Origin of the sequence: Bacillus sp. MSP13, from assembly GCF_000815295.1 — a bacterium.
Taxonomy (GTDB): domain Bacteria; phylum Bacillota; class Bacilli; order Bacillales; family Bacillaceae; genus Bacillus; species Bacillus vallismortis.
Window position 1 is genome coordinate 380187 of record NZ_JXAQ01000011.1, and the last position, 26358, is coordinate 406544.

Consider the following 26358-nt stretch of genomic DNA (forward strand, 5'->3'; position numbering starts at 1 on the left):
ATCGTCTGATTGTAATCCAACTTGAAAAAAGGAAGCCTGCGGGTGAGGCGGGCTCCTTTTCTTTAACACCGCCCTTTACACCTGAACGCCAAACGGCGACAGCACATCTGCAAGCTCAAAATAGACGGTGATAATGGGGAAAAACGGCTGGTCTGGCGTACGTACTTCTTGACTCGCAAAATAGTCCCCTGTATGGAACTCCCATCACATAATCTCCAGACACCAGCCCTGCCCCTGCCAAGAGCGGAACATCGACTCTGCCGCCATCGGTGGTGAATGTCTCTTTGGAATATGACAAACATTAGCTGATCAGCCGCTGCATCCGTAAGGCAAGCCGCAGTCGCATCGTCGTCTCGGGATCTTTTAAGCTTTTGCCCAGAAGCTCCTCGCATTTTTCAAGGCGGTAGATGACTGTATTGCGATGGACGTAAAGGCGTTTTGCCGTCTCGGAAATTTGGCAGTGTGTCTCTAGATAGACAGACAGCGTATGAAGCAGGCTTTGATCCTCCTGCTGTTTTTCAGCGAGGCTTTGAAGCGTAGAGTTGTAAAATTTCTTCAAATCCTCAACCGGGAGCAGGCGGAGAAGCTCAGGCACATCTTTTGCGTGATACACCTGAATAAACGACGTGCTTCTTGACAAATGCCCTGATTGCAGAGCGTCTGAAGCTTCGGTGAACGCGTCGGGAACATCAATGAGCCTTTGGCATATATTGCTGATGCCAAAGGACACAGTCCGTTTACATTGAGCTTTGACTTGTGTTTGGAACTGCTCTAAAAAGCTGATCACCGAAGCGTGCATTTCACTCCAGCTGTCTGTCGCCTCAATCAGAATAATGCCGACATTTCCTTTCATAAAAAAGTGGGGCGGAAACGGGAAAGCTGATAATTCGCCTTCAAGAAACTCGAATATGCCATCGGAGGCGAGCTGATTTTCTGTAAAGCTGATTGATTCATCATTCCGGTCAAGTTTTCCCGCAATGCACATGTATTTTTGATCCCAGCGCAGCCTAAATTCCTTCGCACGGCTTTTGATTTCATCGTCTGAAGAAAATGACCGCTCAATAAAATTGCTGAAAAACTCATTGCGTGCCCGCCGGCCGTATTGCTTCAGCGCATTTTCCTTCAGCAGTTCAAATGAAATCACGTTGGCCGCTTGTTCAATGGTGAGAATCAACCCTTTGTCGCCAGCCTGCACCATATCCGGTATCAGCAGGTAGCCGCAGTTTTTTTCGTGATTATAAATAGGAAGAACAGAATAGGTTTTTTGATTCGAGAGCATAGAGAAACAAGTAAAGAACGGTCCTGATATCGTATGTAGGGTTCCTTTCAGCTTTTCAGTTTCAAATGAAATCTGATGGGACGCGGACAGCATGTTGGCATGCTGGTCAAGCAGCAGCACGGGAAGCTGAAGGAGGTCTGATACCTTTTTGAGGAGAGATTGCAGCCCCTTGCCGCTCATAATGTGGTTTGTGAATTTTTTGTGCGCGTAAATGGCTTGCTGCAGCTCGTTAGAACGCATATCAAGGATGTGGCTGAGTGTTGCATTCACAATATCGCCGAGGCGGATGTGTTCTGGTAGCTCAATGATCGGAAACGCGTATGAATCGGCCAGCTCGATAATTTCTTTTGGGATATCCTCCAGGTAGCGTTTTGTTTTAATGCCGAGGCCCGCGCAGCCGCGTTTTGCCATTTGCTGAATCAGTTCAGATAACTGGTGCGGATGATCCTTCAAGTGATATGCGGTGGTGACGAGCAATTCATTCTTATGCAGAAAGTCTGCGATATCCGGAGCGTCCATCATATTGACATGCTGAACCTCTCTTTCTCCTCCTGCTTTTCCAGCGATTAAATGGGCGTTTTCATAAGCCGGTATTTTCATCACATCAAAAATATTCATTTGGCATTCTCCTTTTCTATCAAAACATTGGTTAAGATGAATAATTTTCAAGAGGAATTCTAGCGGTTCTGCTGATGTAATACGATCATAGTAGCAGTAAACTGTTGAAAATAGAATGGATTGTGTTACATAAACTGACATGAAAAATCGTCAACCTGACATGGGGGTATGATAATGGCTTACGATATGGTGATAAAAGGTGCGAAGGCAGTTACGCCAGACGGCGTGAAAGAAGCTGATATTGCGGTTCAAAATGGTGTCATTGCCGAGATTGGAATTGCCATTGAAGCAAACGGGGCAGAAACGATCCAGGCAAATGGACAATATGTGTTTCCGGGTGCGATAGACTGCCATGTTCATTTCAATGAACCGGGCAGAGAGGACTGGGAGGGGTTTGAAACAGGTTCGAGAATGATGGCAGCAGGCGGCTGCACCACTTATTTTGATATGCCGCTCAATTGCATCCCATCAACCGTGACGGCAGAACATCTTCTCGCAAAAGCTGAACTGGGCAGGCGAAAATCAGCCGTGGATTTTGCGCTATGGGGAGGCCTCGTGCCCGGCCATATTGATGACATCCGCCCAATGGCTGAAGCAGGTGCGATCGGATTTAAAGCGTTTTTATCAAGATCAGGCACAGACGAGTTCCGCTCTGTTGATGAACGAACCTTGCTCAAAGGCATGACAGAAATCGCGGCTGCAGGAAAAATCCTCGCTCTTCACGCGGAGAGCGACGCAATCACAAGCTATTTGCAGATGGTTTTGGCTAATCAAGGAAAGGTGGATGCGGATGCGTATGTTGCCTCCCGCCCGGAGGAAGCTGAAGCTGAAGCGGTGTATCGCACGATTCAGTATGCGAAGGTGACAGGCTGTCCGGTTCATTTCGTCCATATCAGCACGGCGAAAGCGGTTCGGCTGATCAGGGAGGCGAAACAGGAAGGGCTTGATGTTTCGCTCGAAACATGCCCGCATTATGTCTTGTTCAGCCATGACGCTTTACGGGAAAAGGGCTCTGTCGCGAAATGCGCGCCGCCGCTCCGTTCACAGCAATCAAAGGAGGCGCTGATCGAGGCGCTCATTGCGGGGCATATTGACATGGTCTCCTCAGACCACTCTCCTTGCCGTCCGTCCTTAAAGCGGGAGGATAATTTGTTTTTATCATGGGGCGGAATCAGCGGCGGGCAGTTCACTTTGTTAGGGATGCTGGAACTCGCGCTTGAGCATCAGATATCGTTTGAAACCATCGCTGAATGGACAGCGGCGGCACCTGCGAAACGTTTCGGCCTTCAGCAAAAAGGGCGGCTTGAAGCGGGGTGTGATGCGGATTTTGTGCTCGTCACTATGGAGCCGTACACTGTCACAAGAGAATCGATGTTTGCAAAGCATAAGCTAAGCCTTTACGAAGGACATACATTTCCCTGCCGCATTTCGGCCACATACAGTAAAGGCCGGTGTGTCTACAGTGATGGGGAGATAGTCAGCGGAATTGACGGAGCGCTGGTCGTCCCATTGTAAATAAACCCGGCAGATTTATGTTGCCGGGGTGTTTTCCTCTAGTTTTTCTTCGATAAAGTCCACAGTAAGTCTGATTCCATCTTCTTTTTCAATAAGAGCTGCAGCTTCAGATGCACGTTGAGAATACGTATGGTTGGAGACCAGTTCGTTGATTCTGGAAATGAAGGCTTCAACTGACATCTCTTTTTCTTTCAGAGGGGCGGCAGCTGCTCCAATGTCTCGCATCTTTCTAGCCCAAAAAGGCTGATCACCAGAGAATGGGCAGATCACCATAGGTTTGCCGGCCTTCAATGCCGCGGCCGTAGTCCCAGCCCCTCCGTGATGAATCACAGCTCGTGATCGAGGAAAAATCCAACTGTGAGGAATGGAGTTGGATGTAAAAATATGGGGCGAAGCTGTCATCTGTTTAATCCCGCTCCACCCCGTCAGCAAAATGGCACGCTGCCCGGTTTCTTTGAATGCTAGCTGAAGCATGTTGACAATGTGATCAGGGTTTCGTAATGGCATACTGCTAAAGCTAACGGTAAAAGGAGGCGGTCCCGCTTCTAAAAAGCGCGAGAGCTCAGGTGGAGGGGTCCAGTCATCTTCAGCTAAAAACCAGAATCCTTGCATCGAAACACGGCCTTTCCATTGTTGGTCAAAGGGAATGATGGAAGGACTGCACCCGTACAGAATAGGGATGTGCTTTCCATTCAGTACGGAATCATCTTGAAAAACAGAACGTTTATCGGGCAGGCCGAGCGTCTCATGTCTCCACTTGTTAATCAGCGAAAAAAACGCTGCGGTCATTAATCGATTGATTTGAAAACTGGCCCTGTTAAGCGTTCCGCTTCGCATGGCGAATGGCAAGACAGGATTAGTAAACTGGCGGGTGGGAGCTATAACAGGAACCGGATGAGCGATAAAGGCAGGAATGTGCAAGGCTTCGGCGAGATCATATCCGCCAAATACTTTTGGATGATAAATGATTGCCGCTGCATCTATAGAGGCGGTCCATATATCGTCTAACATTTGTTCCATCATCGGATAAATAACGGTTTTCATCTGGCTGACAATGGATAGCGGATTTCCTTTCAGGATGTTTTTTCCTTCTTCTGATTGCGTCAAATCTGCGTAATCGGCTCTGATGGCTGAAAAGGAGAGCCTGTTTTTCTCGGCTAGATCTTTGAACGAGCCTTCAGTGCAAATCGTCACATGATGTCCGCGTCTGGATAATTCTTTTCCTAATGCAATAAAAGGCTGTACATCGCCTCTCGTACCGATCGTCAGCAGGTTAATTTTCATCATTCGCCTCCAGAATGTCATTCATTACCACTAATTTATCACACATAAGCACCTATCAGTTTTTAAAACGGAATCAACGTGGTATCTTTTTTTAAAGGAGGCGAAGGAATTGGAACATGTCACATACATACTCAAACAATCTTGGTCGCGCCATACGAGCTCCAAATGGACCGAAGAATGCCCGGCATGCGGCCAATGCGGTGTGACGGCGTTGGTGATTCAGGATCAATTCGGCGGCGGCATTTTCAAAACTAAAGTCGGTGAGAGCTGGCATTTTTATAACTGCATCAACGGCGTGGTGTATGACTTTACGGGTGAACAGTTTCAAGCGCCGATTGACTATCAGCATATCCCTTCCTCAAGAGAAGAAGCGTTTTTAGATACGAATGAGGAACAATACCTGTATCTTCGTTCAGCGTTTTCTCTCCATATGAACAGCATTTCCGAGGAAACCTGAAAACACGTGTGATAAACTGGGAGAGAGGTGAATGAATGTGATTTATATCGGACTGACGGGATGGGGGGATCATGACAGCATCTATCCGCCGAAAACGCCCAGCCAAAAAAAATTGCAGGCCTATTCCTCCCATTTTCCGATCGTTGAATTAGACGCGAGCTTTTATGCCATTCAACCAGCGCGAAATAATGAAAAATGGGTGAAGGAAACGCCGGAAACCTTCCAATTTATCGTGAAAGCGTATCAGGGCATGACGGGGCATCAGCGCGGCGACATTCCCTTTGACTCAAAAGAGGAGATGTTTGACGCGTTTAAGGTGTCGTTAACGCCATATGTACATAGCAATAAACTCGCCATGGTGCTGTTTCAATTTCCGCCGTGGTTTGACTGCAAGAAGGAGAATGTCGCTTATTTGAGATGGTGCAAGCGCCAAATGGGCGATATCCCATGTGCGCTTGAATTCAGGAACCGCTCCTGGTTTTCGCCGCCATTTTATGAGCAGACGCTTTCATTTATGAAAGAGGAAGGCTGGATTCACAGTGTCTGTGATGAACCGCAAATCGGAGAAGGCAGTGTGCCGACTGTGCTGCGCGCGACCGATGAAAACAAAACGCTCGTCAGGTTTCACGGGCGCAACAAGCAGGGGTGGATGAAGCCCGATGGCGGGAAAAACTGGCGGGAGGTCAGGTACTTATACCGCTACAACCAACAGGAACTGACGGATTGGAAGCAGCACCTGAATGAATTGCAGCGGCAATGTAAGGATGTTTTTGTCCTATTCAACAACAATTCCGGCGGAGACGCCGCGGATAACGGCAAGCAGATGCTTGAACTGCTTGAGATCGAGTATGGCGGACTTGCGCCGAGACAGCTCGATTTATTTTAGAAAAGAGGTTTTTACTGATGTCGTTTGTGATTTTGGCCGTATTGGGGTTAGTTGCAGGTACGGTAGGAAGCCTGATTGGACTTGGCGGCGGAATTGTCATCGTGCCGTCTCTGATGTTTTTGAGCACAGTGACGCCGCTGTTTCAAGATGTGACACCGCAGATCGCGATTGGGACTTCGCTTTTGGTCATTATTTTTACGGGTCTTTCTTCAACTTTGGCTTATATTAAATATAAAACCGTTGATTATAAAAGCGGACTCATATTCTTTATTGGTTCAGGTCCCGGGAGCTTGATCGGGGCTTATGTGTCAAAGCTGTTTAATTCAAACTCGTTTTCCATTTGGTTTGGCATTTTTATGATTTTGATTTCATTGAGCTTAATGCTGAAAGCGAAAGCCCGGCCGATCAACAAAGCCCATAAAGGAATCATTCGGACATTCCAGGATGAGGACGGTGAGCCGTATACGTACTCCTATCAGGCCCCTGTCGGCATTGCGATCGCCTTTGTTGTCGGCTTTTTAGGCGGGCTGTTCGGAATAGGCGGCGGATCGCTGATGGTTCCGGCGATGATGCTGTTATTTCTGTTCCCGCCGAAGGTTGCGGTGGCAACGTCCATGTTTATTATCTTCCTGTCTTCAATGACAGGGTCTGTTTCACATATGATGTCCGGGCACGTCAATTGGCTGTACGCCCTCGCGCTTGTGCCAGGCGCTTGGTTCGGCGGAAAGCTTGGCGCCGCCATCAACAGAAAAATGCAGACGAAAACGATTGTCATGATCATGCGGATCGTATTGATTTTGATCGGCTGCCAGCTCATTTATGAAGGCATTTTCAGCTGAACGATTAGGGAGAGATAATATGAAGGAGAAGCTCCGCTTATATCATACAAATGATTTGCACAGCCATTTTGAAAACTGGCCGAAAATTGTAGATTATATCGAGCAGAAAAGAAAAGAGCATCAATCAGACAGCGAAGAGACGCTCGTTTTTGATATTGGCGATCATCTCGATCGTTTTCATTTCGTAACAGAGGCGACTTTCGGAAAAGCGAATGTCGATCTGTTAAACCGTCTTCACATTGATGGAGCGGCAATAGGCAACAATGAAGGGATCACGCTTCCGCATGAAGAGCTCGCTGCCTTATATGATCATGCTGAATTTCCGATTATCGTCTCCAATCTATATGACAAAAACGGGAACCGGCCATCCTGGGCGGTTCCTTACCATATCAAATCATTGAGAAACGGCATGTCCATCGCCTTTTTAGGCGTAACAGTGCCGTATTATCCCGTCTATGACAAGCTGGGATGGACAGTAACCGATGCACTTGAAAGCGTAAAGGGAACCATTCAGGAAGTGAAAGGCCAGGCTGATATCATCGTGCTCCTGTCGCATTTAGGCATTCTTGATGATCAGGAAGTGGCTGAGGCGGTGCCGGAGATTGACGTGATCCTTGAATCACACACACATCATTTGCTTGAAGATGGACAAGTGGTTAACGGTGTTTTGCTGGCCAGCGCAGAGAAATACGGGCATTATGTCGGCTGTGTGGAAATGACAATCGACAGCGTAGAGCGAAGCATTATCAGCAAAACAGCGTCTGTGCAGAACATGGCGGAATGGACGGGAGAATCCGCAGAAACAAAAGTGTTTCTTCATGAAAAAGAACGTGAAGCCGAAGATAAGCTGTCCGAAGCTGTTGCGGAGCTTGCGCAAGACGCTGAGGTGAAGTGGTTTGAAGAATCAGAGCTGCCTTTGCTGTTGGCATTCGCGCTAAAGGAATGGTGCGGGACGGACATCAGCATGGTGAATTCCGGTGTCATTCTCGGTCCGCTGAAAGCGGGTCCTGTGACAAAGCTGGATCTGCACCGCATCTGTCCTCATCCGATCAACCCGGTGGCTGTCCGCCTGACGGGAGAAGAACTGAAAGAGACCATTGTCCACGCCGCTTCCGAACAAATGGAGCAGCTCCGGATTAAAGGGCTCGGCTTCCGCGGAGAAGTAATGGGGAAAATGGTGTACGCGGGTGTTGATGTAGAAACAATACGGCTGGATGACGGGATGACGCATGTCACACGCGTCACACTGAACGGTGAAGAGATTGATAAACATAAACAATACTCTGTTGCCGTGCTTGACATGTTTACGCTCGGCAGACTGTTCCCGATCATCCGCGACGCCGTAGACAAAGAATATTTCATGCCGGAATTTTTGCGGGATCTGCTCGCTTGGAAGCTCGCGCAATAAGGCGGTCAGCCCACAACAAGCTCTGCCCTTCATCATAAAGTGATGAATGAAGGGAGAGGTTGACGTGGTAAATCTGACACCAATCATGATAGAAGGACAGCCTTTTACAGCTGTGACAGTGAAGCTTCCAAAAACAAATTTTATGGCCGTCACTAATGATCACGGATACATTATGTGCGGGGCGCTTGATGTGGCGCTGCTGAATGAAAAATTAAAGGAGCGGGGCATAGTGGCGGGGCGCGCAGTTGGGGTGCGCACCATTGACCAGCTGTTAGACGCACCTTTAGAATCCGTCACATATGCCGCGGAAGATCTCGGCATCCATGCCGGCATGAGCGGCAGAGAAGCGCTTTTGAAAATGGTGAAATAAAATTTGGCCCAGCTATTACTATGTCCCCTCTTACAAGCATACATTGTGATATGTAAGGGGGGATTTTCTTGCCAAGATACCGCGGCCCTTTTCGCAAGAGAGGACCTTTGCCTTTCCGGTACGTGCTGCTCTTGTCAGTTGCCTTTTTTATCCTTTCGACAACAGTCAGCCTTTGGATGATCAATAGCTCAATTAAACCTGTTTTAATGAGCATCGGCGAGATGGAAACGAAGCGTGTGGCAACAGAGGTAATCCAGGATTCAATTGAGGATTATATGTCTGACAGTGAAAATATGAAAGATATGTTTCAAATGAATTCTGATGAAAACGGAAAATTAACGACAATTGATTTTAATACACAGGTTGTAAACAGTGTGAAAACAAAAGTGACAAAGCAGCTTCAGGCGCATCTGAAAGAGATGGAAACCCACACTGGGCACAGCGGCGCCAGTGAAAATATTATGATTAACATTCCGCTCGGACAGGTAACCGGCAACAGTCTGCTCGGAAACCTCGGGCCGAAAATCCCGGTCCGGTTCAATTTAATCGGTGACGCGTTTACAGATGTCAAAACCAAAATCAAGCCGTATGGCATTAATAATGCACTTATTGATATCAGCATCTTTGTCGAAATTAAAGTGAAGGTCATCATTCCGTTCGCAAGCAAAACCGCTGTCATCACAAATAACGTGCCTGTGTCGATTAAAGCAGTGCAGGGCGAAGTGCCGCAGTTTTACAACGGAAGCGGCGGCTCAGGTGTCACCCCTTCTGTCCAGCTTCCAAGCAGCAAAGAAGAGGACAGTGCCGATGTGAAAAGTGAAAAAAGCAACAAATAAGCCGCCTGTCCAAGAGGCGGCTTTTTCATTATTTCTTTTTTTTGTATTCATAACGCTCCCACGCTCTCAAATGCGGGTATGGATCAAACGACCATTCGGTTTTTCCATTATCTTTGTACATGCCGTAGTGAAGATGCGGCGGGAATTTTCCGGCGGTTCCCGGCGGACCATATCCTGAGCTGCCGACTGACCCGATCACTTGGCCGGGCTCAACGATTTGTCCTGTTTTTATCCCTTTGGCAAACCCATTAAGATGGGCAAAATAATGATAGTTATTTTTAATGTCTCTGATGCCGATTCTCCATCCTCCGAAGCGGTTCCAGCCCTTCATTTCAACTACGCCGTAACAGGTGGATCTGACAGGAAGTCCGTAACGGGCAAAGATATCCGTGCCTTCATGAATCCGTCTCCCTCCGAAGCCGCGGGCATCTCCCCACGTGCTCCGATAGCTGTAATCGGTTCTGATTGGAAGTGGAAACGCATGCTCAGCCAGATCAATATGTCCGTAAGCTTTAAATAACTTCATGAATTCAGATATGATCCCGACTGTTTGATCACGCCGGTAATAATTCCAAAGCCCGATGCGGATGTTGTCCTCATCTGTGCCATACGACAGCAAGTATTGGCTGAATGTATACAAAATATCATCATCATTGCTGACCTCGGCTTTTCCGTCACCGTCACCATCCATTCCGATCCCGTCAAACACCTTTATGCTTAACGGCGCGTCATCTTTTGGATTCGGGTTTTCAGGGCCGCTCCAGATTTCATCGGGTATATAGATGCTGATGATGCCCGCTTTGTCAGGCAGGTCTTTTCGGTTGCTCCGCACATTTTCCTCGTATTGATCTACTGCGGCGAGCGCATACCAAGGAATCTGCGTTACAGCCTCGATTTTATGATATAATTCCATCCGTTTCGACAGTGCTCGATCTGAAAGCTCTTTTCCAGATGCAGTAGGATCAAACGCAAACAAAAGGAGAAGAAGAGCGGATAAGAAAACTTTCACAACATAATCTCCTTTCACATTGAATACACATAGTTTGCGGCAAGCCGGCTTAAAAATGTCAGTAATCATCTTCCCTTGTCGAGAAATTTTTCCTATGGTAAAGTGTCTAAAGAAAAGACTTTCTTTAGTTAGATAACTATGATTTATGTTGCGGAAATGAAACCTGCACCTTTCTCGTTTTCAGAATGTTTCGTGCCAGAAATTTGAGTATATTGGATATTGGAGATGATGGGAATTGGCAAAGAAAGACGAACACCTCAGAAAGCCCGAATGGCTCAAAATCAAATTAAATACAAATGAAAACTATACAGGGCTCAAAAAACTCATGCGGGAAAACAATCTGCATACCGTATGTGAAGAAGCTAAGTGCCCGAATATTCATGAATGCTGGGCGGTCAGACGTACAGCGACATTTATGATTTTAGGTTCTGTTTGTACTAGAGCATGCCGTTTCTGTGCGGTCAAAACGGGCCTTCCAACTGAGCTTGATCTGCAAGAGCCGGAACGCGTAGCGGATTCTGTCGCCCTTATGAACCTGAAACACGCGGTGATTACCGCTGTAGCGCGTGACGATCAGAAAGACGGCGGGGCTGGCGTTTTCGCGGAAACGGTTCGTGCGATCCGCAGAAAAAGCCCGTTCACGACAATTGAGGTGCTCCCGTCTGATATGGGAGGGAACTACGATAACCTGAAAACCTTGATGGATACACGCCCAGACATCCTGAATCACAATATCGAAACGGTTCGCCGCCTGACGCCAAGAATCCGCGCGCGCGCAACGTACGACCGGTCGCTGGAATTTTTGCGCCGCGCGAAGGAAATGCAGCCTGATATTCCGACAAAATCAAGCATCATGATCGGACTCGGCGAAACGAAGGAAGAAATTATTGAAGTGATGGACGACCTCTTGGCAAACAACGTGGATATTATGGCAATTGGCCAATACCTCCAGCCAACGAAGAAACACTTGAAAGTCCAAAAATACTATCACCCTGATGAATTTGCAGAATTAAAGGAAATCGCGATGCAAAAAGGCTTCAGCCACTGCGAAGCCGGTCCGCTTGTCCGTTCTTCTTACCATGCGGATGAACAAGTGAACGAAGCATCTAAAAAGCGCCAAGCACAAGCGTAATGCCAAAACGCCAGGTCATCTGGCGTTTTTGTCATTCCTATCGGTTTTCATGTCCTGGCGGGTTTCTCCGTTGGCATTTTCATTCTCTGAGACGGGGCTTCCTTGCGGGGAGGTTTTCATTTCTTCAATTGTCCCCGACATGATTTCTCTGATACCCCTTGAACCGGAGCCGTGATTGCTGAAGTTTTCGATTGACTGCATATGGTTTGGATGATCGGAAATATACACATGATAGTAACGAGGAATCACTGAAGCGGCTGTTTTCTTCACCTGATCGGCCGTCAGCTCCCGGTTTTTTGTATCGGTTTTGTATACGACAAGCGCTTCTTGATCAGTCACCAGCGTTGCAGCCTCTTGAATATGGGGAAGCTGAACCGTTAAACTTGAGATGATGTGAGCGGTTTCTTCCCGTTTCATTACGGGGACCTCCTGTTGCTCGCCGTCGAATTGTTCTTTTTGATAGCGAACATAGCCAAATTGTTCGTTCTCATCATGCCGGTTAAAAGCCTCGTTGCGGTCGGACACATGAATGGGCCTGGTTTGGTTCTGCGTCTGATTTTCGGCAGTTTGCCCGGCATTATCAAACCCTTTGCCTCCGCACCCGGATAAAAGCCCGGTCAACAGGCACAGACTGATTGCAGTTCGTTTCATTGTTAAATCCCTCCTCATGTGTAGGGTAGCCAAATCGCATGATTTATTCTTTAGCAATTGATGGGGACGGGGCAATGAATTATGATAGGAATGAGTGAAAAAGAGGTGAGATCATGATTCTTATTCAAAATGCCGAATTTGACCTGGTGCATAATGTCAAAGACGGCTTCAACGAAGAGGCTTTTAAAGCCCGCTACTCTGATATTTTAAATAAATACGATTATATTGTGGGAGACTGGGGATACGGCCAGCTCAGGCTCAAGGGCTTCTTTGACGACCAGAATCAAAAGGCAACCTTCGAAACGAAAATCAGCACACTAGATGAATACATTTACGAATACTGCAATTTCGGCTGTGCGTATTTTGTCTTGAAACGGATCAGAAAATAAACATACACAAAGGGGATGCTGTCATGTATTTTGTTGACAGAAATAAGATCGAGCAAACACTCGGGTTCTTTGAGCACCAGCTGGCGCTTTTCAACTCACAAAGAGACTGGCAGTCTGAAATCGAGAGACTGGCGCTCCAGCGTATAGGCCACCTGTTAATCGAGTGCATTCTGGATACTGGCAATGACATGATTGATGGTTTTATTATGCGGGACCCAGGCAGCTATGATGACATTATGGATATACTTGTTGATGAAAAAGTCGTCTCGGAACAAGAGGGAGCTGTGCTCAAGAAATTGATCGCCTACCGAAAAACACTGGTTCAGCAGTACTTGCTTGCTGACAGCGCCGAGCTTTATAGGCTGATCGGGGCTCATCAGACAGCTCTTCAAGCCTTCCCGAAACGGATCAGAAGCTACTTGGAAACAGAGCTTGGCCCTGTTTCCGCGTTTAAATAACAACTGGAAAGCCACAGGAGTGTTGGACATGAAAACATATAAAGGATATTTAATTGATTTAGACGGAACGATGTACAACGGCACGGAAAAAATCGAGGAAGCATGTGAATTTGTCAGAACGTTGAAAGATCGCGGAGTTCCCTATCTTTTCGTGACAAACAATTCTTCGCGCACACCGAAGCAGGTGGCGGACAAGCTCGTGTCTTTTGATATTCCGGCAACGGAAGAGCAGGTCTTCACAACCAGCATGGCGACTGCCCAGCATATCGCCCAGCAGAAAAAAGGCGCGTCTGTGTATGTGATCGGGGAAGAAGGCATCCGGCAGGCGATTGAAGAAAACGGCCTGACATTTGGCGAAGAAAACGCGGATTTTGTCGTTGTCGGGATTGACCGTTCCATTACATACGAAAAATTTGCTGTCGGCTGCCTGGCTATCAGAAATGGCGCCCGCTTTATTTCCACAAACGGAGATATTGCAATTCCGACTGAAAGAGGCCTCCTGCCTGGAAACGGTTCACTGACATCGGTACTAACCGTCTCCACAGGCGTACAGCCGATATTTATCGGCAAGCCTGAATCAATCATCATGGAGCAGGCGATGCGCGTTCTCGGCACGGATGTGTCCGACACACTCATGGTCGGCGACAACTACGCGACGGATATTATGGCCGGCATGAACGCTGGTATGGATACACTGCTTGTGCACACAGGCGTAACGAAAAGAGAGCACATGACAGATGATATGGAAAAACCGACTCACGCCATCGACTCTCTGACTGAATGGATTCCATACATTTAAAAAAGGGCGCCCCAAAAGGGTGCCCTTATTCTGTATGCCGCGCGCGGTGTGCGAGCCTGCTTGAGGCTGCGGCGGAAATCGCGCCGACGATGTCATCTAGAAAGGTATGGCATTCGCCGGTTGATTTATCATTCAAATGTTTGAGGATTCCGGGTTTTTCTTTATCGATGTAACCGTAGTTCGTAAATCCGATCGACCCGTAAATATTCACGATGGAAAAAGCCAGAATTTCATCTACTCCATATAAGCTTTCATCTGTTTCCAGCATCGTTTGCAGCGGTTCAGACAGTTTTTTCTGCTCAGCAAGCACATCCAATTCAATGCCCGTTAAAATGGCGTTTTGCACCTCGCGTTTTGCGAGAACGCGATTGACGTTCAACGTGCATTCGTCAATGTCTAAATCCGGATGATATTTTTTTGCAGGAAAAAAACAAGCTCGGCAATGTCTGACACCTCAACACCGCGCTCCTTCATCCGTGCTCTTGCTTTTGCTTCCATCTGACTGATTTGTTCGTTTTCTGACATCAGCTTCACCCAATCTTTTTTACTAGTTTATACAAAATAGTTAAGATGTTTACGACTTTTTCTTGCGCCTTCGTCGGATGAAAATATGTATTCATAATTCCGGACGTGTATGACTACGATGTGATGAGCCCTAATTCAACAGGCAGGTGATCATGGTGAAAGGCACAATAAAAGAAAAATACGGTATTCACATCAGACAGCTTTCCACGTACCAGCGCACCTATCAATGCTTTCAGACACCGAATTCATTCTTTTTGATCGTCCCCGTTTCCCAATTCTCAGAGACAGAGCTGACGGAGCTTTATTACATGAGTCAGTATTTACAAGAACAAACTGACCCATACGTTTCGATTTTTATCTTTACAAAAGAAGGTGAGCTGACGTTTGAATATGAGGGAAAAACGTACGCTCTGCTGAAGGCGGCGCCGCCTTATTCAAATCGGGCGCTTTCCATTGGAGCGGAACTTGCGGAATTCCACCGAAAAGGCAGAGGGTACCCGTATGAAGTAAAGGCAGCCGGAAGAATCGGCCAGTGGAAAGATCTGTGGGGAAAACGCATTGATCAGCTGGAAGTGTTTTGGCAACGAAAGGTTCAGACCCCTCCGCACGAGCCATTTGATAAAAAAATGATCGAATCATTTCCATATTATCTAGGGCTGTCAGAAAACGCGATCCAATATTTAGTGGATACTGAGCTGGATGACAAACCCCAAGCCGCTGACTCAGGAACGATATGCCATCAGCGGCTGGAAAGGCATACGTGGTCATCCGAATCTTTAATCAGGATTCCGGCTGATTGGGTATTTGACCATGCCTCACGCGATTTGGCTGAGTATATGAGGCATACGTTTTTGCATCACAGACAAGATTTTCATCAGCAGGGTTTTCTCTTTTTACAGGAATATGAGAAAGTCACGCCGCTGTCTTCGTTTTCAAAACGTCTCCTGTACAGCCGTTTGCTCTTTCCGCTTCATTATTTTGAAATCGTAGAGAGTTACTACATGTCATCAGAATCAGAAAAGCATTATTATGAAGAACAGCTTGACTTCATTCTGAACGATTGCGGACGTTATGAGCAATTTCTCAATACAGCACAGGAATTCATGAACATGCGGGCGCAGAAGCCATTTGTTCCCCGCGTGAGCTGGCTCGGCAAAGGAAACCTGAGATGAGGAGAAAATCTGACAAAAATAATTAGAAAATAAAGAATCTTGTCATATCAGTACGTTAAGCGTTTACATTCGTAAAATTCAGCCGATTGCTATCTTGTCAAAACAGGAGCGGGCTTATATAATGTTTGTAACTTATATGTCTGTGTTGAGTTAACAATTGTCTTTTTAGAGAGGACAATTAAATGAAAGGTGGAGTTGTTTTGAAAGCGATTCGTGTAGGGCTTTTAGGTTTAGGCACCGTCGGAAGCGGTGTTGTTAAAATTATTCAAGACCATCAGGATAAGCTGATGCATCAAGTCGGCTGTCCGGTTACGATAAAAAAAGTGCTCGTAAAAGATGTAGAGAAAAAGAGAGAAGTAGATTTGCCGAAGGAAGTGCTCACGACAGAAGTGTATGATGTCATTAATGATCCAGATGTTGATGTCGTTATCGAGGTAATTGGCGGAGTAGAGCAGACAAAACAATATTTGGTCGACGCGCTCAGATCGAAAAAGCATGTTGTCACAGCAAACAAGGATTTAATGGCTGTGTACGGCTCCGAGCTGCTTGCGGAAGCGAAGGAAAATGGCTGTGACATCTACTTTGAAGCTAGTGTTGCCGGCGGAATCCCGATTTTGCGCACGCTAGAGGAGGGACTCTCATCAGACCGAATTACAAAAATGATGGGAATCGTGAACGGTACAACGAACTTTATCTTAACTAAAATGATCAAAGAAAAAAGCCCTTACGAGGAAGTGCTGAAAGAAGCGCAGGATCTCGGATTTGCAGAAGCTGATCCGACTTCAGACGTGGAAGGGCTTGACGCTGCACGAAAAATGGCGATATTGGCGCGCCTCGGCTTCTCGATGAATGTTGATCTGGAAGACGTAAAGGTAAAAGGAATCTCGCAAATTACAGATGAGGACATCAGCTTCAGTAAACGCCTTGGCTATACGATGAAGCTGATCGGGATTGCACAGCGTGACGGCAGCAAAATTGAAGTCAGCGTACAGCCGACACTGCTTCCTGACCATCATCCGCTTTCTGCCGTGCATAATGAGTATAACGCCGTTTATGTTTACGGCGAGGCTGTTGGTGAGACGATGTTTTACGGTCCGGGAGCCGGAAGCATGCCAACCGCGACATCCGTTGTTTCTGACCTTGTCGCTGTCATGAAAAACATGCGCCTCGGCGTAACCGGCAACAGCTTTGTTGCGCCGCAATACGAGAAAAACATGAAGTCGCCGTCTGATATTTACGCACAGCAATTTTTAAGAATTCACGTCAAAGATCAGGTCGGCTCATTCTCAAAAATTACGTCTGTATTCTCAGAGCGGGGCGTGAGCTTTGAAAAGATCCTTCAGCTGCCGATTAAAGGCCATGATGAGCTGGCGGAAATCGTAATTGTCACGCACCATACATCAGAAGCAGATTTCAGTGATATCCTGCAAAACCTAAATGATTTGGAAGTCGTTCAAGAAGTCAAAAGCACATATCGTGTAGAAGGGAACGGTTGGAGCTAATGTGGAAAGGACTTATCCATCAATATAAAGAATTTTTGCCTGTAACAGATCAAACACCGGCGCTTACTTTACATGAAGGAAACACGCCTCTCATTCACCTTCCCAAGCTGTCAGAGCAGCTCGGAATTGAGCTTCATGTCAAAACGGAAGGCGTCAATCCTACGGGATCATTTAAAGACCGCGGAATGGTCATGGCGGTGGCGAAAGCAAAAGAGGAAGGCAACGACACGATTATGTGCGCGTCTACAGGAAACACTTCCGCTGCTGCGGCTGCATATGCAGCCCGCGCCAACATGAAATGCATCGTCATTATCCCGAACGGCAAAATCGCGTTTGGGAAACTCGCTCAGGCTGTCATGTACGGAGCCGAAATTATTGCGATTGACGGAAACTTTGATGATGCGCTTAAAATTGTCCGTTCTATCTGTGAGAAATCACCGATTGCCCTTGTCAACTCAGTCAACCCTTACCGCATTGAAGGCCAAAAAACAGCTGCCTTCGAAGTGTGTGAACAGTTGGGAGAAGCACCGGATGTGTTGGCGATCCCGGTCGGAAACGCTGGAAACATTACAGCGTACTGGAAGGGCTTCAAGGAGTATCATGAGAAAAACGGCACTGGCCTTCCGAAAATGCGCGGATTTGAAGCGGAAGGCGCGGCGGCAATCGTGCGCAATGAAGTGATTAAAAATCCGGAAACAATAGCGACAGCCATTCGTATCGGAAACCCTGCAAGCTGGGACAAAGCTGTAAAGGCAGCTGAGGAATCCAACGGAAAAATTGACGAAGTCACTGATGATGAAATCCTTCACGCGTATCAGCTCATCGCCCGTGAAGAAGGTGTGTTTGCAGAACCCGGTTCTTGCGCGTCGATCGCAGGAGTGCTGAAACAGGTGAAGTCCGGAGAGATTCCGAAAGGCAGCAAGGTTGTCGCTGTGTTAACAGGAAACGGACTGAAAGATCCGAACACAGCGGTCGATATTTCAGACATCAAGCCGGTCGCATTGCCGACTGATGAAGACAGCATTCTTGAATATGTAAAAGGAGCGGCGCGTGTATGAACGAAGCCGACATGCTGTTCACTGTCACTGTTCCCGGAAGCACGGCTAACCTAGGCCCCGGCTTTGATTCAGTTGGGATGGCACTCAGCAGGTATTTAAAGCTTACCGTCTTTGAAAGCGGCAAATGGTCTTTTGAAGCTGAAACAGAAACAGTCGCCGGAATTCCGGCGGGTACAGATAATCTGATCTATCAAGTGGCAAAACGGACAGCAGATTTGTACGGCAAAGAAATGCCGCCAGTCCATGTGAAGGTGTGGAGCGACATCCCGCTCGCACGCGGCCTTGGCAGCAGCGCCGCAGCGATTGTAGCGGCCATTGAATTGGCTGATGAATTATGCGGTTTAAAGCTGTCTGAAGCGGACAAGCTGCATATAGCGAGCCTTGAAGAAGGACACCCGGATAATGCTGGCGCTTCACTCGTTGGCGGGCTTGTCATCGGCCTGCATGAAGATGATGAGACACAAATGATCCGTGTTCCGGATGCCGACATTGACGTTGTCGTTGTCATTCCTTTTTACGAGGTGCTGACAAGAGACGCAAGAGACGTGCTTCCGCAGGAGTTTCCATATGCGGACGCTGTAAAAGCAAGTGCAGTCAGCAATATCCTTATTGCGGCGATCATGTCCAAGGATTGGCCGCTTGTCGGGAAAATCATGAAGAAGGATATGTTCCATCAGCCGTACCGGGCAATGCTTGTCCCTGAGCTGTCAAAAGTAGAACACGTCGCCGAGATGAAGGGGGCATATGGAACAGCTCTCAGCGGTGCAGGCCCGACGATTCTCGTGATGACTGAAAAAGGCAAGGGAGAAGAGCTGAAAAAGCAGCTTGCGCTTCACTTCCCTCATTGTGAAGTTGACGCTTTGACCGTACCGAAAGAGGGAAGTATCATAGAGCGAAATCCTTTATATCAAGTGAAAAGTGTATAGATGATGTCAAGCGTTCCTCTGCCTCAGCGGAGGGCGCTTTTTTCTGCTGGAGATAAAGGAGTTTTTATTTAGAAAAACGAAATAGATGTACAAAGGAGGAGATAAATATGAAAAAGCCGATAACCGCAGAAGGCATCACAGCGATTGTCTCTGTGACCGATCCGCAATATGCTCCAGACGGCAGCCGTGCCGCATACGTGCAGTCGCAAGTGAATCAAGAGAAAGATTCGTATACATCAAATATATGGATCTATGATACAAAAAGCGGCCGATCTGTTCCTTGGACGTACGGAGAAAAGCGGAGTACGGACCCAAGATGGTCTCCGGACGGGCGTACGCTTGCCTTCATATCTGATCGAAAAGACGAAACTGCACAGCTGTATCTCATGGGCTCTGAAGGCGGGGAAGCAAAAAAACTGACAGATATCCCGTATGGCGTGTCAAAGCCAGTATGGTCCCCGGATGGCGAGTCGGTTCTTGTCACTGTCAGTTTGGGAGAGGGAGAAAGGATTGATGATCAAGAGAAAAAAGAGCCGGATAGCTTTGAACCTGTTGAAGTGCAAGGCTTGGCATATAAACGGGACGGAAAAGGGCTGACAAGAGGTGCGTATGCCCAGCTTGTGCTTGTCGACGTAAGGACTGGCGAGGTAAAGCAGCTGACAAATCGCAAAGCTGATCATGGTGATCCTGCTTTTTCTCCTGATGGCAAATGGCTTGTTTTCTCAGCGGATATGACGGAAACGGATGATGCCAGCAAGCCGCACGATGTCTGCATGTTGTCGCTGGAGACTGGAGAGCTTAAGGAGGTTACATCCCAACGCGGCTCATTTGGGCCAAGTTCATTTTCACCGGACGGAAGGTATCTCGCTTTGCTTGGACATGAACAGGAATATCAGAATGCAACGCTGGAAAAAGCGTGGCTCTATGATTTAGAACAAGACCGCCTCACATGCCTGACTGAAATGCTTGACATTCACTTAGCGGATGCGCTCATTGGAGATTCACTGATTGGGGGAGGCGAGCAGCGCCCCATTTGGATGAAGGACAGCCAAGGGTTTTATGTCATCGGCACAGACCAGGGCAGCACGGGAATCTACTATATTTCCATTGAAGGCCTTGTGTATCCGGTTCGTCTCGAAAAAGAGTACATCAATGGTATTTCCCTTTCACCTGACGAACAACACTTCATTGCCAGTGTGACGAAGCCGGACAGACCGAGCGAGCTTTACAGCATCCCGCTTGGGCAGGAAGAGACACGGCTGACTGGCGCGAATGACAAGTTTGTCGAGGAGCATGCGATTTCGGTACCTGAAGATATTCAATATGTCACAGAGGACGGTGTGACGGTGAATGGCTGGCTGATGAAGCCTGCACAGACGGAAGAGGAGACATCATATCCACTTATTCTTAACATACACGGCGGTCCGCACATGATGTACGGGCATACATATTTTCATGAATTTCAAGTGCTGGCGGCGAAAGGTTACGCGGTCGTTTATGTTAATCCGAGAGGAAGCTACGGCTACGGGCAGGCATTTGTGAATGCCGTCAGAGGAGATTATGGCGGAAAGGATTATGAGGATGTGATGCAGGCTGTGGATGAAGCTATCAAAAGAGATCCGCAGATTGATCCTAAACGGCTCGGTGTCACGGGCGGGAGCTATGGAGGTTTTATGACCAACTGGATCGTGGGGCAGACGAATCGCTTTAAAGCCGCCGTCACCCAGCGCTCGATTTCAAATTGGATCAGCTTTCACGGCGTCAGTGATATCGGCTATTTCTTCACAGACTGGCAGCTAGAGCATGACATGTTTGCAGACACGGAAAAGCTTTGGGACCGGTCTCCTTTAAAGTACGCAGCAAACGTGGAAACACCGCTTTTGATTCTGCATGGCGAGCGAGATGACCGGTGTCCGATCGAGCAGGCGGAGCAGCTATTTATCGCTTTGAAAAAAATGGACAAGGACACCATGCTCGTCCGTTTTCCGAAAGCATCGCACAATTTGTCACGCAGCGGACACCCGGGACAGCGGATCAAGCGCCTGAATTATATCAGCTCATGGTTTGATCAATATCTCTAATAAAAAAGCCAGGCTGATCAAATATCAGTCTGGCTGCTTTATTAAAAGACTTGTTCTACTTCAACGACACCCGGCACTTCTTCAAGAAGAGCGCGTTCAATTCCGGCTTTCAGCGTAATTGTTGAACTTGGGCAGCTGCCGCATGCGCCTAGAAGGCGAAGCTTAACGATGCCTTCATCTATGTCTACAAGCTCACAGTCACCGCCGTCACGAAGTAAAAACGGACGAAGTTTGTCCAGTACTTCCTGCACCTGTTCTTTCATTTCAACTTCAGTCATGACATTCGCTCCTTTCGTCATCATAAAACCATTATATTCAGTGTAACAATAAAAATCTATTGTTTGGTTTGAAAAGTTGCTTTCCCTATTATAGCACATTCAGATTTGAACACAAAAACGGTTTTTTTCTATCAAAACATCTCTTCGCTCTGTATACTGAAAAGAAAGAGCTTACAGGCAGAAGGGGGCGATACTAGTGACAAAACCAGTCATGCTTAGCGTATACGGCGCAGAAACCATTTGCGCAAGCTGTGTCAATATGCCGACAGCCAAAGATACATACGAGTGGCTTGAGGCTGCGCTGAAAAGAAAATATCCAAATCAGCCTTTTGTGATGCAATATATTGATATTTATGAGCCGCCTGACAATGAACATGAGAAAGAGCTTGCTGAAAAAATCAAAAATGATGAGTATTTTTATCCGCTTGTGCTCGTAGGAGACAAAATTGTCGGTGAAGGCAATTCGAGATTAAAAGACGTTTATGAGGAAATGGAGAAGTATGGGTATACAGAAAACCGCTGACAAGATCAGCGGTTCTTCTCTATCATTAACCGTTATGGTGCTTGTACATCCACAGCAATCCGGATTTCAGCATGCGCGGAACACGGCCGATCAGCGGGCGGTCAGCAACAAGGCCGAAGCCGGCTTTTTTTCCGAGTGAGCCAAGAACGCCTTTCAGCTTGAACTGCGGCATTGATTCTGGAAGGGCTTCTCCATTCCAGCGTTTTTGCAAGATTTGGACAATCTGCTCTGCTTGAGCCTCGGCCAGCTGGGCGCTTGGTGCATGCGGGAGGCTGGCGCAATCGCCGACAACATACAGATGCTCATCATCGGGAAGATTGTGATGCGGCGTTAATACGATACGCCCTTGTGCGTCTTTCTCCACATCTAAATCCCTGACGACTTTGTTCGGCTGAATGCCGGCGGTCCATACGATAGCGTCCGCAGAAATCGGATCCTCGTGGTTATACACAACACCTTCTTCTACTTTGGTGATATTTGCCCTATTAATAATGCGGACACCGTGCTCTTCGAACCATTTTTGCACATATTTGCTCAAACGCTCGGGAAAGCTTGATAAAATAAGATTGCCGCGGTCAAACAGAATAATGTTCAGGTCATCACGGCTTTCTCTCAATTCACTTGCAAGCTCAACACCGCTCAAGCCCGCGCCGACAATGGCGACAGTGGCATTAGCGCTCAGGTTATTCAGCTTTTGATACGTCTCGCGGGACTGGTCGATCGTTTGAATGCTGTAGGTGAATTCAGGCGCTCCCGGCACGTTATGATATTTATCCTCACAGCCGAGCCCGATCACGGCGTCATCATAAGAAATCGGTTCACGATCTTGGAACAGCACTTGTTTTTGTGCAATATCAATTGATGAGATATCACCATATTGGACATCCAGGCGAGGGTGCTCTGGGAATGACACTCTGATATGATGGTCAGAAATTGTGCCTGCGGCAAGGGCATAATATTCTGTTTTCAGGCAGTGATAAGGATTTCTGTCAATTAACGTGATAGAAACATCATCAGGCAGCTGGTTTGGCAATAAGCGATGAAGAACACGCATGTTCCCGTAACCTCCGCCGATCAAGACCAATTTTTTCATTTGAATTCCCCTTTAATCCGAAGAGTATGATAGACACATTGAAGAAAATACGAACTATGTAAAATAACATCTAGAATTATATCGAATTTGATGTAAAATCACAATAATAGTTTGAAAATAACCTACAAATTAGCCTGAAATCACAAATTAGTAAAACGTTATTTGATAAATGATATGTTACGATAATAAATTTTGAAGAATCCATTGTCTTTGACGAATCGTGAAAAATTCGCGATAATGGACATATGTGAGGTGAAACCACATGAATCCAATGATTGAATTTTGTGTTAGCAATCTGGCTCACGGCTCTCAGGAAGCCCGGGCGATTCTAGAGAAAGATCCAAATCTGGATGTCCTTGAATACGGCTGTTTAAGCTACTGCGGGACATGCATGGAGTCGCTTTTCGCTCTTGTAAATGGGGAAGTCGTCATGGGTGAAACGCCTGCTGAGCTCGTGGAGAATATATATACCTTTATTGAAGAAAACCCAATGTTTTGAAGAAAAGGGCCTAGGATAGGCCCTTTTTTATTTTGCCGTACAAAAGAACTAAAAAAATGTGTAGACATCAAAAACGATTATTGTTATCGTATAAAAGATTTGTTTTAAATAATGTTAAGAGGTGTAGGTGTATTCATGAGTGTTCTGTGGGGACTGCTGGGTGCAGTTGCGATCATGGCTATCGCGTTTTTATTTTCGGAAAAGAAAAGCAATATTAAAATAAGAACCGTCATCGTTGGTTTATGCACACAGGTGGCGTTTGGATACATCGTGTTAAAATGGGAAGCGGGACGCGCTGTTTTTTTATGGTTTTCAAGCCGTGTACAGCTTCTGATTGATTATGCGAATGAAGGGATCAGTTTTATTTTTGGTCCGCTTCTAAAAGTCGGCGATAGTCCGGCATTCGCCTTAAGTGTACTGCCCGTTATCATTTTTTTCTCCGCATTGATTGCCGTTTTATATCATTTGAAAATCATGCAGCTCATTTTCCGTGTTATTGGCGGCGGATTGTCGAAGCTTCTTGGGACAAGCCAAACGGAATCTCTTGCGGCTGCTGCTAATATTTTTGTGGGACAATCAGAATCCCCGTTAGTGATCAGGCCCCTGATTGCCGGGCTGACGCGCTCTGAGCTATTCACGATTATGACGAGCGGTCTATCGGCTGTTGCGGGATCAACCTTGTTTGGATACGCGCTTCTCGGCATTCCGATTGAATACTTGCTGGCTGCCAGCTTTATGGCTGCTCCTGCGGGTCTTGTCTTTGGTAAATTGATTATTCCCGAAACAGAAAAGACGCAAACCGTACAAAGCGATTTCAAAATGGATGAAGGCGAAGGCGCGGCCAATGTCATCGACGCAGCTGCAAAGGGAGCGTCGACCGGATTGCAAATCGCCTTAAACGTCGGAGCGATGCTGCTTGCGTTCGTAGCATTAATCGCCGTAGTAAACGGTGTTCTCGGCGGGGTGTTCGGCTTGTTCGGCTTACAAGGCGTCACATTAGAATCCATTCTCGGCTATGTGTTTTCTCCAATCGCCTTTTTAATTGGCGTGCCTTGGCATGAAGCGTTGCAGGCGGGAAGCTATATCGGACAGAAATTGGTGCTGAATGAGTTTGTCGCTTATTCTAATTTCGGTCCGCACATCGGCGAGTTTTCTAAGAAAACCGCTACCATTATCAGCTTCGCGTTATGCGGATTCGCCAATTTTTCATCAATTGCCATTATGCTCGGTACGCTTGGCGGTTTAGCGCCGAGCCGCCGTTCGGATATCGCGCGCCTCGGCTTGAAGGCTGTTCTTGCTGGAACACTAGCCAATCTCCTCAGCGCAGCGATTGCCGGCATGTTTATTTAAACGATAAAAGCTCCTTGCGATATGCAAGGAGCTTTTATGTATGAAAAACGGGGGATAATTGTATTGTGTCCGTTTATAATAGCTTTTATACTAAGGAAAAGAAAAAAGTTGGAGGCACCTATGAACTCATTTCGATTTACCAAAATGCACGGACTTGGAAACAGCTATATCTATGTGAATCAATTTGAAGAACAGCTTTCGGAAGAAAAACTGTCTGAGATTGCCGTTCAGGTTTCTTCTGTTTATACAGGGATCGGTTCCGATGGAATGATCCTGATATGTCCCTCGGATCAAGCGCCTGTTAAGATGCGGATTTTTAATAATGACGGGTCTGAAGGGAAAAACTGCGGCAACGGCCTGCGCTGCGTCGCAAAATACGCGTATGAGCATAAGCTGGTGGAGGAAACATCTTTTCTGATTGAAACCCTCTCCGGGCTTGTGAAAGCAGAGGTTCAAGTTGAAAACGGAAAAGTGAATGTAGTCACTGTCGATATGGGCGAACCGCGCCTGACAAAAGCCGAGCTTCCGATGCTTGAAGGCGGGGAAGAGCACACGATTCATGAAACCATGACATTTGGTGAAGTAGAACTAACAGGCACTGCTGTTTCAATGGGAAATCCCCATATCGTTTTTCCGATCGCTGACATTGAACAGGCACCCCTGACGACACTGGGTCCGGTGATTGAGAAAGATCCGAGATTTCCGGAAGGCGTCAATGTGGAATTCGTCGAAACCGTGAATGAACAAGAACTGCATTTCCGCGTCTGGGAACGGGGGTCAGGCATTACCCAGGCATGCGGGACAGGAGCGTGCGCAGCGGCCGTCGCATCTGTATTAAACGGTGTATCAAAACGAAATCAGGACATCACGGTGCATTTAGCAGGCGGAGATTTGGTGATTAACTGGAAAGACAACGGCCACGTGATGATGACAGGGCCGGCTGAAACCGTTTGTGAGGGCGTCTATTGCTTGTAAAACACGTTGTTTGAGAATTAGGTCAATCATGTTTATAATAAAAGACAACATCCAGTTTTAAAAAGGAGGTTCACAAAGATGAGCAACCCGGTAACGATTACAGAAGCAGCAGCTTTGCATATAAAAGATATGATGAAAGAGCATGAGGAAGAAAACTCGTTTCTGCGTGTCGGTGTCAAAGGCGGCGGCTGTAGCGGACTTTCTTACGGCATGGGCTTTGAGCATGAAACGGGTGAAAAAGATAGTATGTTTGATGAGCACGGCATCACTGTTCTTGTTGACAAAGAAAGCCTTGACATCATGAACGGCACCGTGATTGATTATAAACAATCCATGCTCGGCGGCGGCTTCACCATCGACAATCCAAACGCCATCGCTTCATGCGGCTGCGGTTCTTCGTTTAGAACAGCGACGAATACAGGTACGCCTGAAGAATGCTAAATAGA

At 47.0% G+C, this 26358-nt stretch carries 27 protein-coding genes and 2 pseudogenes; 21 read left to right on the forward strand and 8 right to left on the reverse strand.

Going from position 1 to position 26358, the window contains the following annotated elements:
• Positions 1 to 75 precede the first annotated feature (75 nt).
• Both SC79_RS21335 and pucR read right to left on the reverse strand, forming a co-directional pair.
• Positions 76 to 295 (reverse strand): annotated as a pseudogene (locus SC79_RS21335) (hydroxyisourate hydrolase); the annotation flags it as partial.
• A gap of 6 nt (positions 296 to 301) precedes the next feature.
• Positions 302 to 1897: a purine catabolism transcriptional regulator PucR gene (gene pucR, locus SC79_RS14100; protein ID WP_039075588.1), complete on the reverse strand. Its 1596-nt coding sequence runs from the start codon at positions 1895 to 1897 to the stop codon at positions 302 to 304.
• Positions 1898 to 2071: 174 nt separating this feature from the next.
• On the opposite strand from pucR, the gene SC79_RS14105 reads away from it, so the two are divergent.
• Positions 2072 to 3412 carry an allantoinase gene (locus tag SC79_RS14105; protein ID WP_039075589.1) on the forward strand — a complete coding sequence of 447 codons (1341 nt, stop codon included), beginning with the start codon at positions 2072 to 2074 and terminating at the stop codon, positions 3410 to 3412.
• Between the two features lie 15 nt (positions 3413 to 3427).
• Here the strand turns inward: SC79_RS14105 and SC79_RS14110 are convergent, their stop codons facing one another.
• Positions 3428 to 4696 carry a glycosyltransferase gene (locus SC79_RS14110; protein ID WP_039075590.1) on the reverse strand — a complete coding sequence of 423 codons (1269 nt, stop codon included), beginning with the start codon at positions 4694 to 4696 and terminating at the stop codon, positions 3428 to 3430.
• A 109-nt stretch (positions 4697 to 4805) separates the two neighbouring features.
• On the opposite strand from SC79_RS14110, the gene SC79_RS14115 reads away from it, so the two are divergent.
• The 6 genes from SC79_RS14115 to yunB all read left to right on the forward strand — a co-directional run bounded on the left by SC79_RS14115 (position 4806) and on the right by yunB (position 9492).
• Positions 4806 to 5153 (forward strand): YunG family protein, encoded by a 348-nt coding sequence (locus SC79_RS14115; protein WP_039075591.1) that lies wholly within the window; start codon positions 4806 to 4808, stop codon positions 5151 to 5153.
• 37 nt (positions 5154 to 5190) lie between these two features.
• Complete coding sequence (locus SC79_RS14120; RefSeq protein WP_010329977.1) at positions 5191 to 6039, forward strand: DUF72 domain-containing protein; 849 nt, start codon at positions 5191 to 5193, stop codon at positions 6037 to 6039.
• 17 nt (positions 6040 to 6056) lie between these two features.
• The gene (locus SC79_RS14125) at positions 6057 to 6878 is read left to right on the forward strand and encodes a sulfite exporter TauE/SafE family protein (protein ID WP_039075592.1); all 822 of its coding nucleotides are present in this window, start codon (positions 6057 to 6059) and stop codon (positions 6876 to 6878) included.
• A 19-nt stretch (positions 6879 to 6897) separates the two neighbouring features.
• Complete coding sequence (locus SC79_RS14130) at positions 6898 to 8286, forward strand: bifunctional metallophosphatase/5'-nucleotidase (protein WP_039075593.1); 1389 nt, start codon at positions 6898 to 6900, stop codon at positions 8284 to 8286.
• Positions 8287 to 8350: 64 nt separating this feature from the next.
• Complete coding sequence (locus tag SC79_RS14135; protein ID WP_003240935.1) at positions 8351 to 8656, forward strand: YunC family protein; 306 nt, start codon at positions 8351 to 8353, stop codon at positions 8654 to 8656.
• Between the two features lie 68 nt (positions 8657 to 8724).
• On the forward strand, positions 8725 to 9492 hold the full coding sequence (gene yunB / locus SC79_RS14140) for a sporulation protein YunB (RefSeq protein WP_039075594.1): 768 nt from the start codon (positions 8725 to 8727) through the stop codon (positions 9490 to 9492).
• Between the two features lie 28 nt (positions 9493 to 9520).
• Here yunB and lytH read toward each other — a convergent pair whose 3' ends face one another.
• Entirely contained in the window at positions 9521 to 10501 is a 981-nt protein-coding gene (gene lytH, locus SC79_RS14145; RefSeq protein WP_039075595.1) for an L-Ala--D-Glu endopeptidase, read from the reverse strand.
• Between the two features lie 235 nt (positions 10502 to 10736).
• Between lytH and lipA the strand changes: the two genes are divergently transcribed.
• Complete coding sequence (gene lipA / locus SC79_RS14150; RefSeq protein ID WP_010329971.1) at positions 10737 to 11633, forward strand: lipoyl synthase; 897 nt, start codon at positions 10737 to 10739, stop codon at positions 11631 to 11633.
• Positions 11634 to 11648: 15 nt separating this feature from the next.
• Here the strand turns inward: lipA and SC79_RS14155 are convergent, their stop codons facing one another.
• Positions 11649 to 12284, reverse strand: a complete 636-nt coding sequence (locus tag SC79_RS14155) for a YhcN/YlaJ family sporulation lipoprotein (RefSeq protein WP_039075596.1) — start codon at positions 12282 to 12284, stop codon at positions 11649 to 11651.
• Between the two features lie 113 nt (positions 12285 to 12397).
• Here SC79_RS14155 and SC79_RS14160 point away from each other — a divergent pair, with 113 nt between their 5' ends.
• From SC79_RS14160 to nucF, 3 genes are read left to right on the forward strand one after another with little or no spacing between them, the layout of a single operon-like run.
• Positions 12398 to 12673 (forward strand): YutD family protein, encoded by a 276-nt coding sequence (locus SC79_RS14160; protein ID WP_010329969.1) that lies wholly within the window; start codon positions 12398 to 12400, stop codon positions 12671 to 12673.
• Between the two features lie 23 nt (positions 12674 to 12696).
• Entirely contained in the window at positions 12697 to 13131 is a 435-nt protein-coding gene (locus SC79_RS14165) for a DUF86 domain-containing protein (protein WP_039075597.1), read from the forward strand.
• A 28-nt stretch (positions 13132 to 13159) separates the two neighbouring features.
• Complete coding sequence (gene nucF, locus SC79_RS14170; protein ID WP_039075598.1) at positions 13160 to 13930, forward strand: 5' nucleotidase NucF; 771 nt, start codon at positions 13160 to 13162, stop codon at positions 13928 to 13930.
• A 25-nt stretch (positions 13931 to 13955) separates the two neighbouring features.
• Here nucF and SC79_RS14175 read toward each other — a convergent pair.
• Positions 13956 to 14455, reverse strand: a pseudogene (locus tag SC79_RS14175) (phosphatidylglycerophosphatase A family protein).
• Positions 14456 to 14607: 152 nt separating this feature from the next.
• On the opposite strand from SC79_RS14175, the gene cotNH reads away from it, so the two are divergent.
• From cotNH to SC79_RS14200, 5 genes are all read left to right on the forward strand, one after another.
• The gene (gene cotNH, locus SC79_RS14180) at positions 14608 to 15627 is read left to right on the forward strand and encodes a spore coat-associated protein CotNH (protein WP_039075599.1); all 1020 of its coding nucleotides are present in this window, start codon (positions 14608 to 14610) and stop codon (positions 15625 to 15627) included.
• 200 nt (positions 15628 to 15827) lie between these two features.
• A complete protein-coding gene (locus SC79_RS14185) occupies positions 15828 to 17129 on the forward strand; it encodes a homoserine dehydrogenase (protein WP_039075704.1) in 1302 nt (433 codons plus the stop codon).
• A complete protein-coding gene (gene thrC / locus SC79_RS14190; protein ID WP_039075705.1) occupies positions 17129 to 18187 on the forward strand; it encodes a threonine synthase in 1059 nt (352 codons plus the stop codon). The genes SC79_RS14185 and thrC overlap by 1 nt, the downstream gene beginning before the upstream one ends.
• Complete coding sequence (gene thrB / locus SC79_RS14195) at positions 18184 to 19113, forward strand: homoserine kinase (protein WP_039075600.1); 930 nt, start codon at positions 18184 to 18186, stop codon at positions 19111 to 19113. The genes thrC and thrB overlap by 4 nt, the downstream gene beginning before the upstream one ends.
• Before the next feature lie 107 nt (positions 19114 to 19220).
• Positions 19221 to 21194, forward strand: a complete 1974-nt coding sequence (locus tag SC79_RS14200; protein ID WP_039075601.1) for a S9 family peptidase — start codon at positions 19221 to 19223, stop codon at positions 21192 to 21194.
• A gap of 41 nt (positions 21195 to 21235) precedes the next feature.
• On the opposite strand, the gene SC79_RS14205 is transcribed toward SC79_RS14200, so the two are convergent.
• Positions 21236 to 21571, reverse strand: a complete 336-nt coding sequence (locus SC79_RS14205) for a NifU family protein (protein ID WP_180298684.1) — start codon at positions 21569 to 21571, stop codon at positions 21236 to 21238.
• A gap of 97 nt (positions 21572 to 21668) precedes the next feature.
• Here SC79_RS14205 and SC79_RS14210 point away from each other — a divergent pair, with 97 nt between their 5' ends.
• Positions 21669 to 21995 carry a YuzD family protein gene (locus SC79_RS14210; RefSeq protein WP_039075602.1) on the forward strand — a complete coding sequence of 109 codons (327 nt, stop codon included), beginning with the start codon at positions 21669 to 21671 and terminating at the stop codon, positions 21993 to 21995.
• Positions 21996 to 22020: 25 nt separating this feature from the next.
• Here the strand turns inward: SC79_RS14210 and SC79_RS14215 are convergent, their stop codons facing one another.
• Positions 22021 to 23088 (reverse strand): NAD(P)/FAD-dependent oxidoreductase, encoded by a 1068-nt coding sequence (locus tag SC79_RS14215; protein ID WP_010329958.1) that lies wholly within the window; start codon positions 23086 to 23088, stop codon positions 22021 to 22023.
• Between the two features lie 262 nt (positions 23089 to 23350).
• Between SC79_RS14215 and SC79_RS14220 the strand changes: the two genes are divergently transcribed.
• The 4 genes from SC79_RS14220 to SC79_RS14235 all read left to right on the forward strand — a co-directional run bounded on the left by SC79_RS14220 (position 23351) and on the right by SC79_RS14235 (position 26353).
• The gene (locus SC79_RS14220) at positions 23351 to 23587 is read left to right on the forward strand and encodes a YuzB family protein (RefSeq protein WP_003222913.1); all 237 of its coding nucleotides are present in this window, start codon (positions 23351 to 23353) and stop codon (positions 23585 to 23587) included.
• 135 nt (positions 23588 to 23722) lie between these two features.
• Positions 23723 to 24937 carry a NupC/NupG family nucleoside CNT transporter gene (locus SC79_RS14225; protein ID WP_039075603.1) on the forward strand — a complete coding sequence of 405 codons (1215 nt, stop codon included), beginning with the start codon at positions 23723 to 23725 and terminating at the stop codon, positions 24935 to 24937.
• Between the two features lie 120 nt (positions 24938 to 25057).
• Complete coding sequence (dapF, locus tag SC79_RS14230) at positions 25058 to 25912, forward strand: diaminopimelate epimerase (protein WP_039075604.1); 855 nt, start codon at positions 25058 to 25060, stop codon at positions 25910 to 25912.
• A gap of 78 nt (positions 25913 to 25990) precedes the next feature.
• Entirely contained in the window at positions 25991 to 26353 is a 363-nt protein-coding gene (locus SC79_RS14235) for a HesB/IscA family protein (RefSeq protein WP_039075605.1), read from the forward strand.
• Positions 26354 to 26358 lie beyond the last annotated feature (5 nt).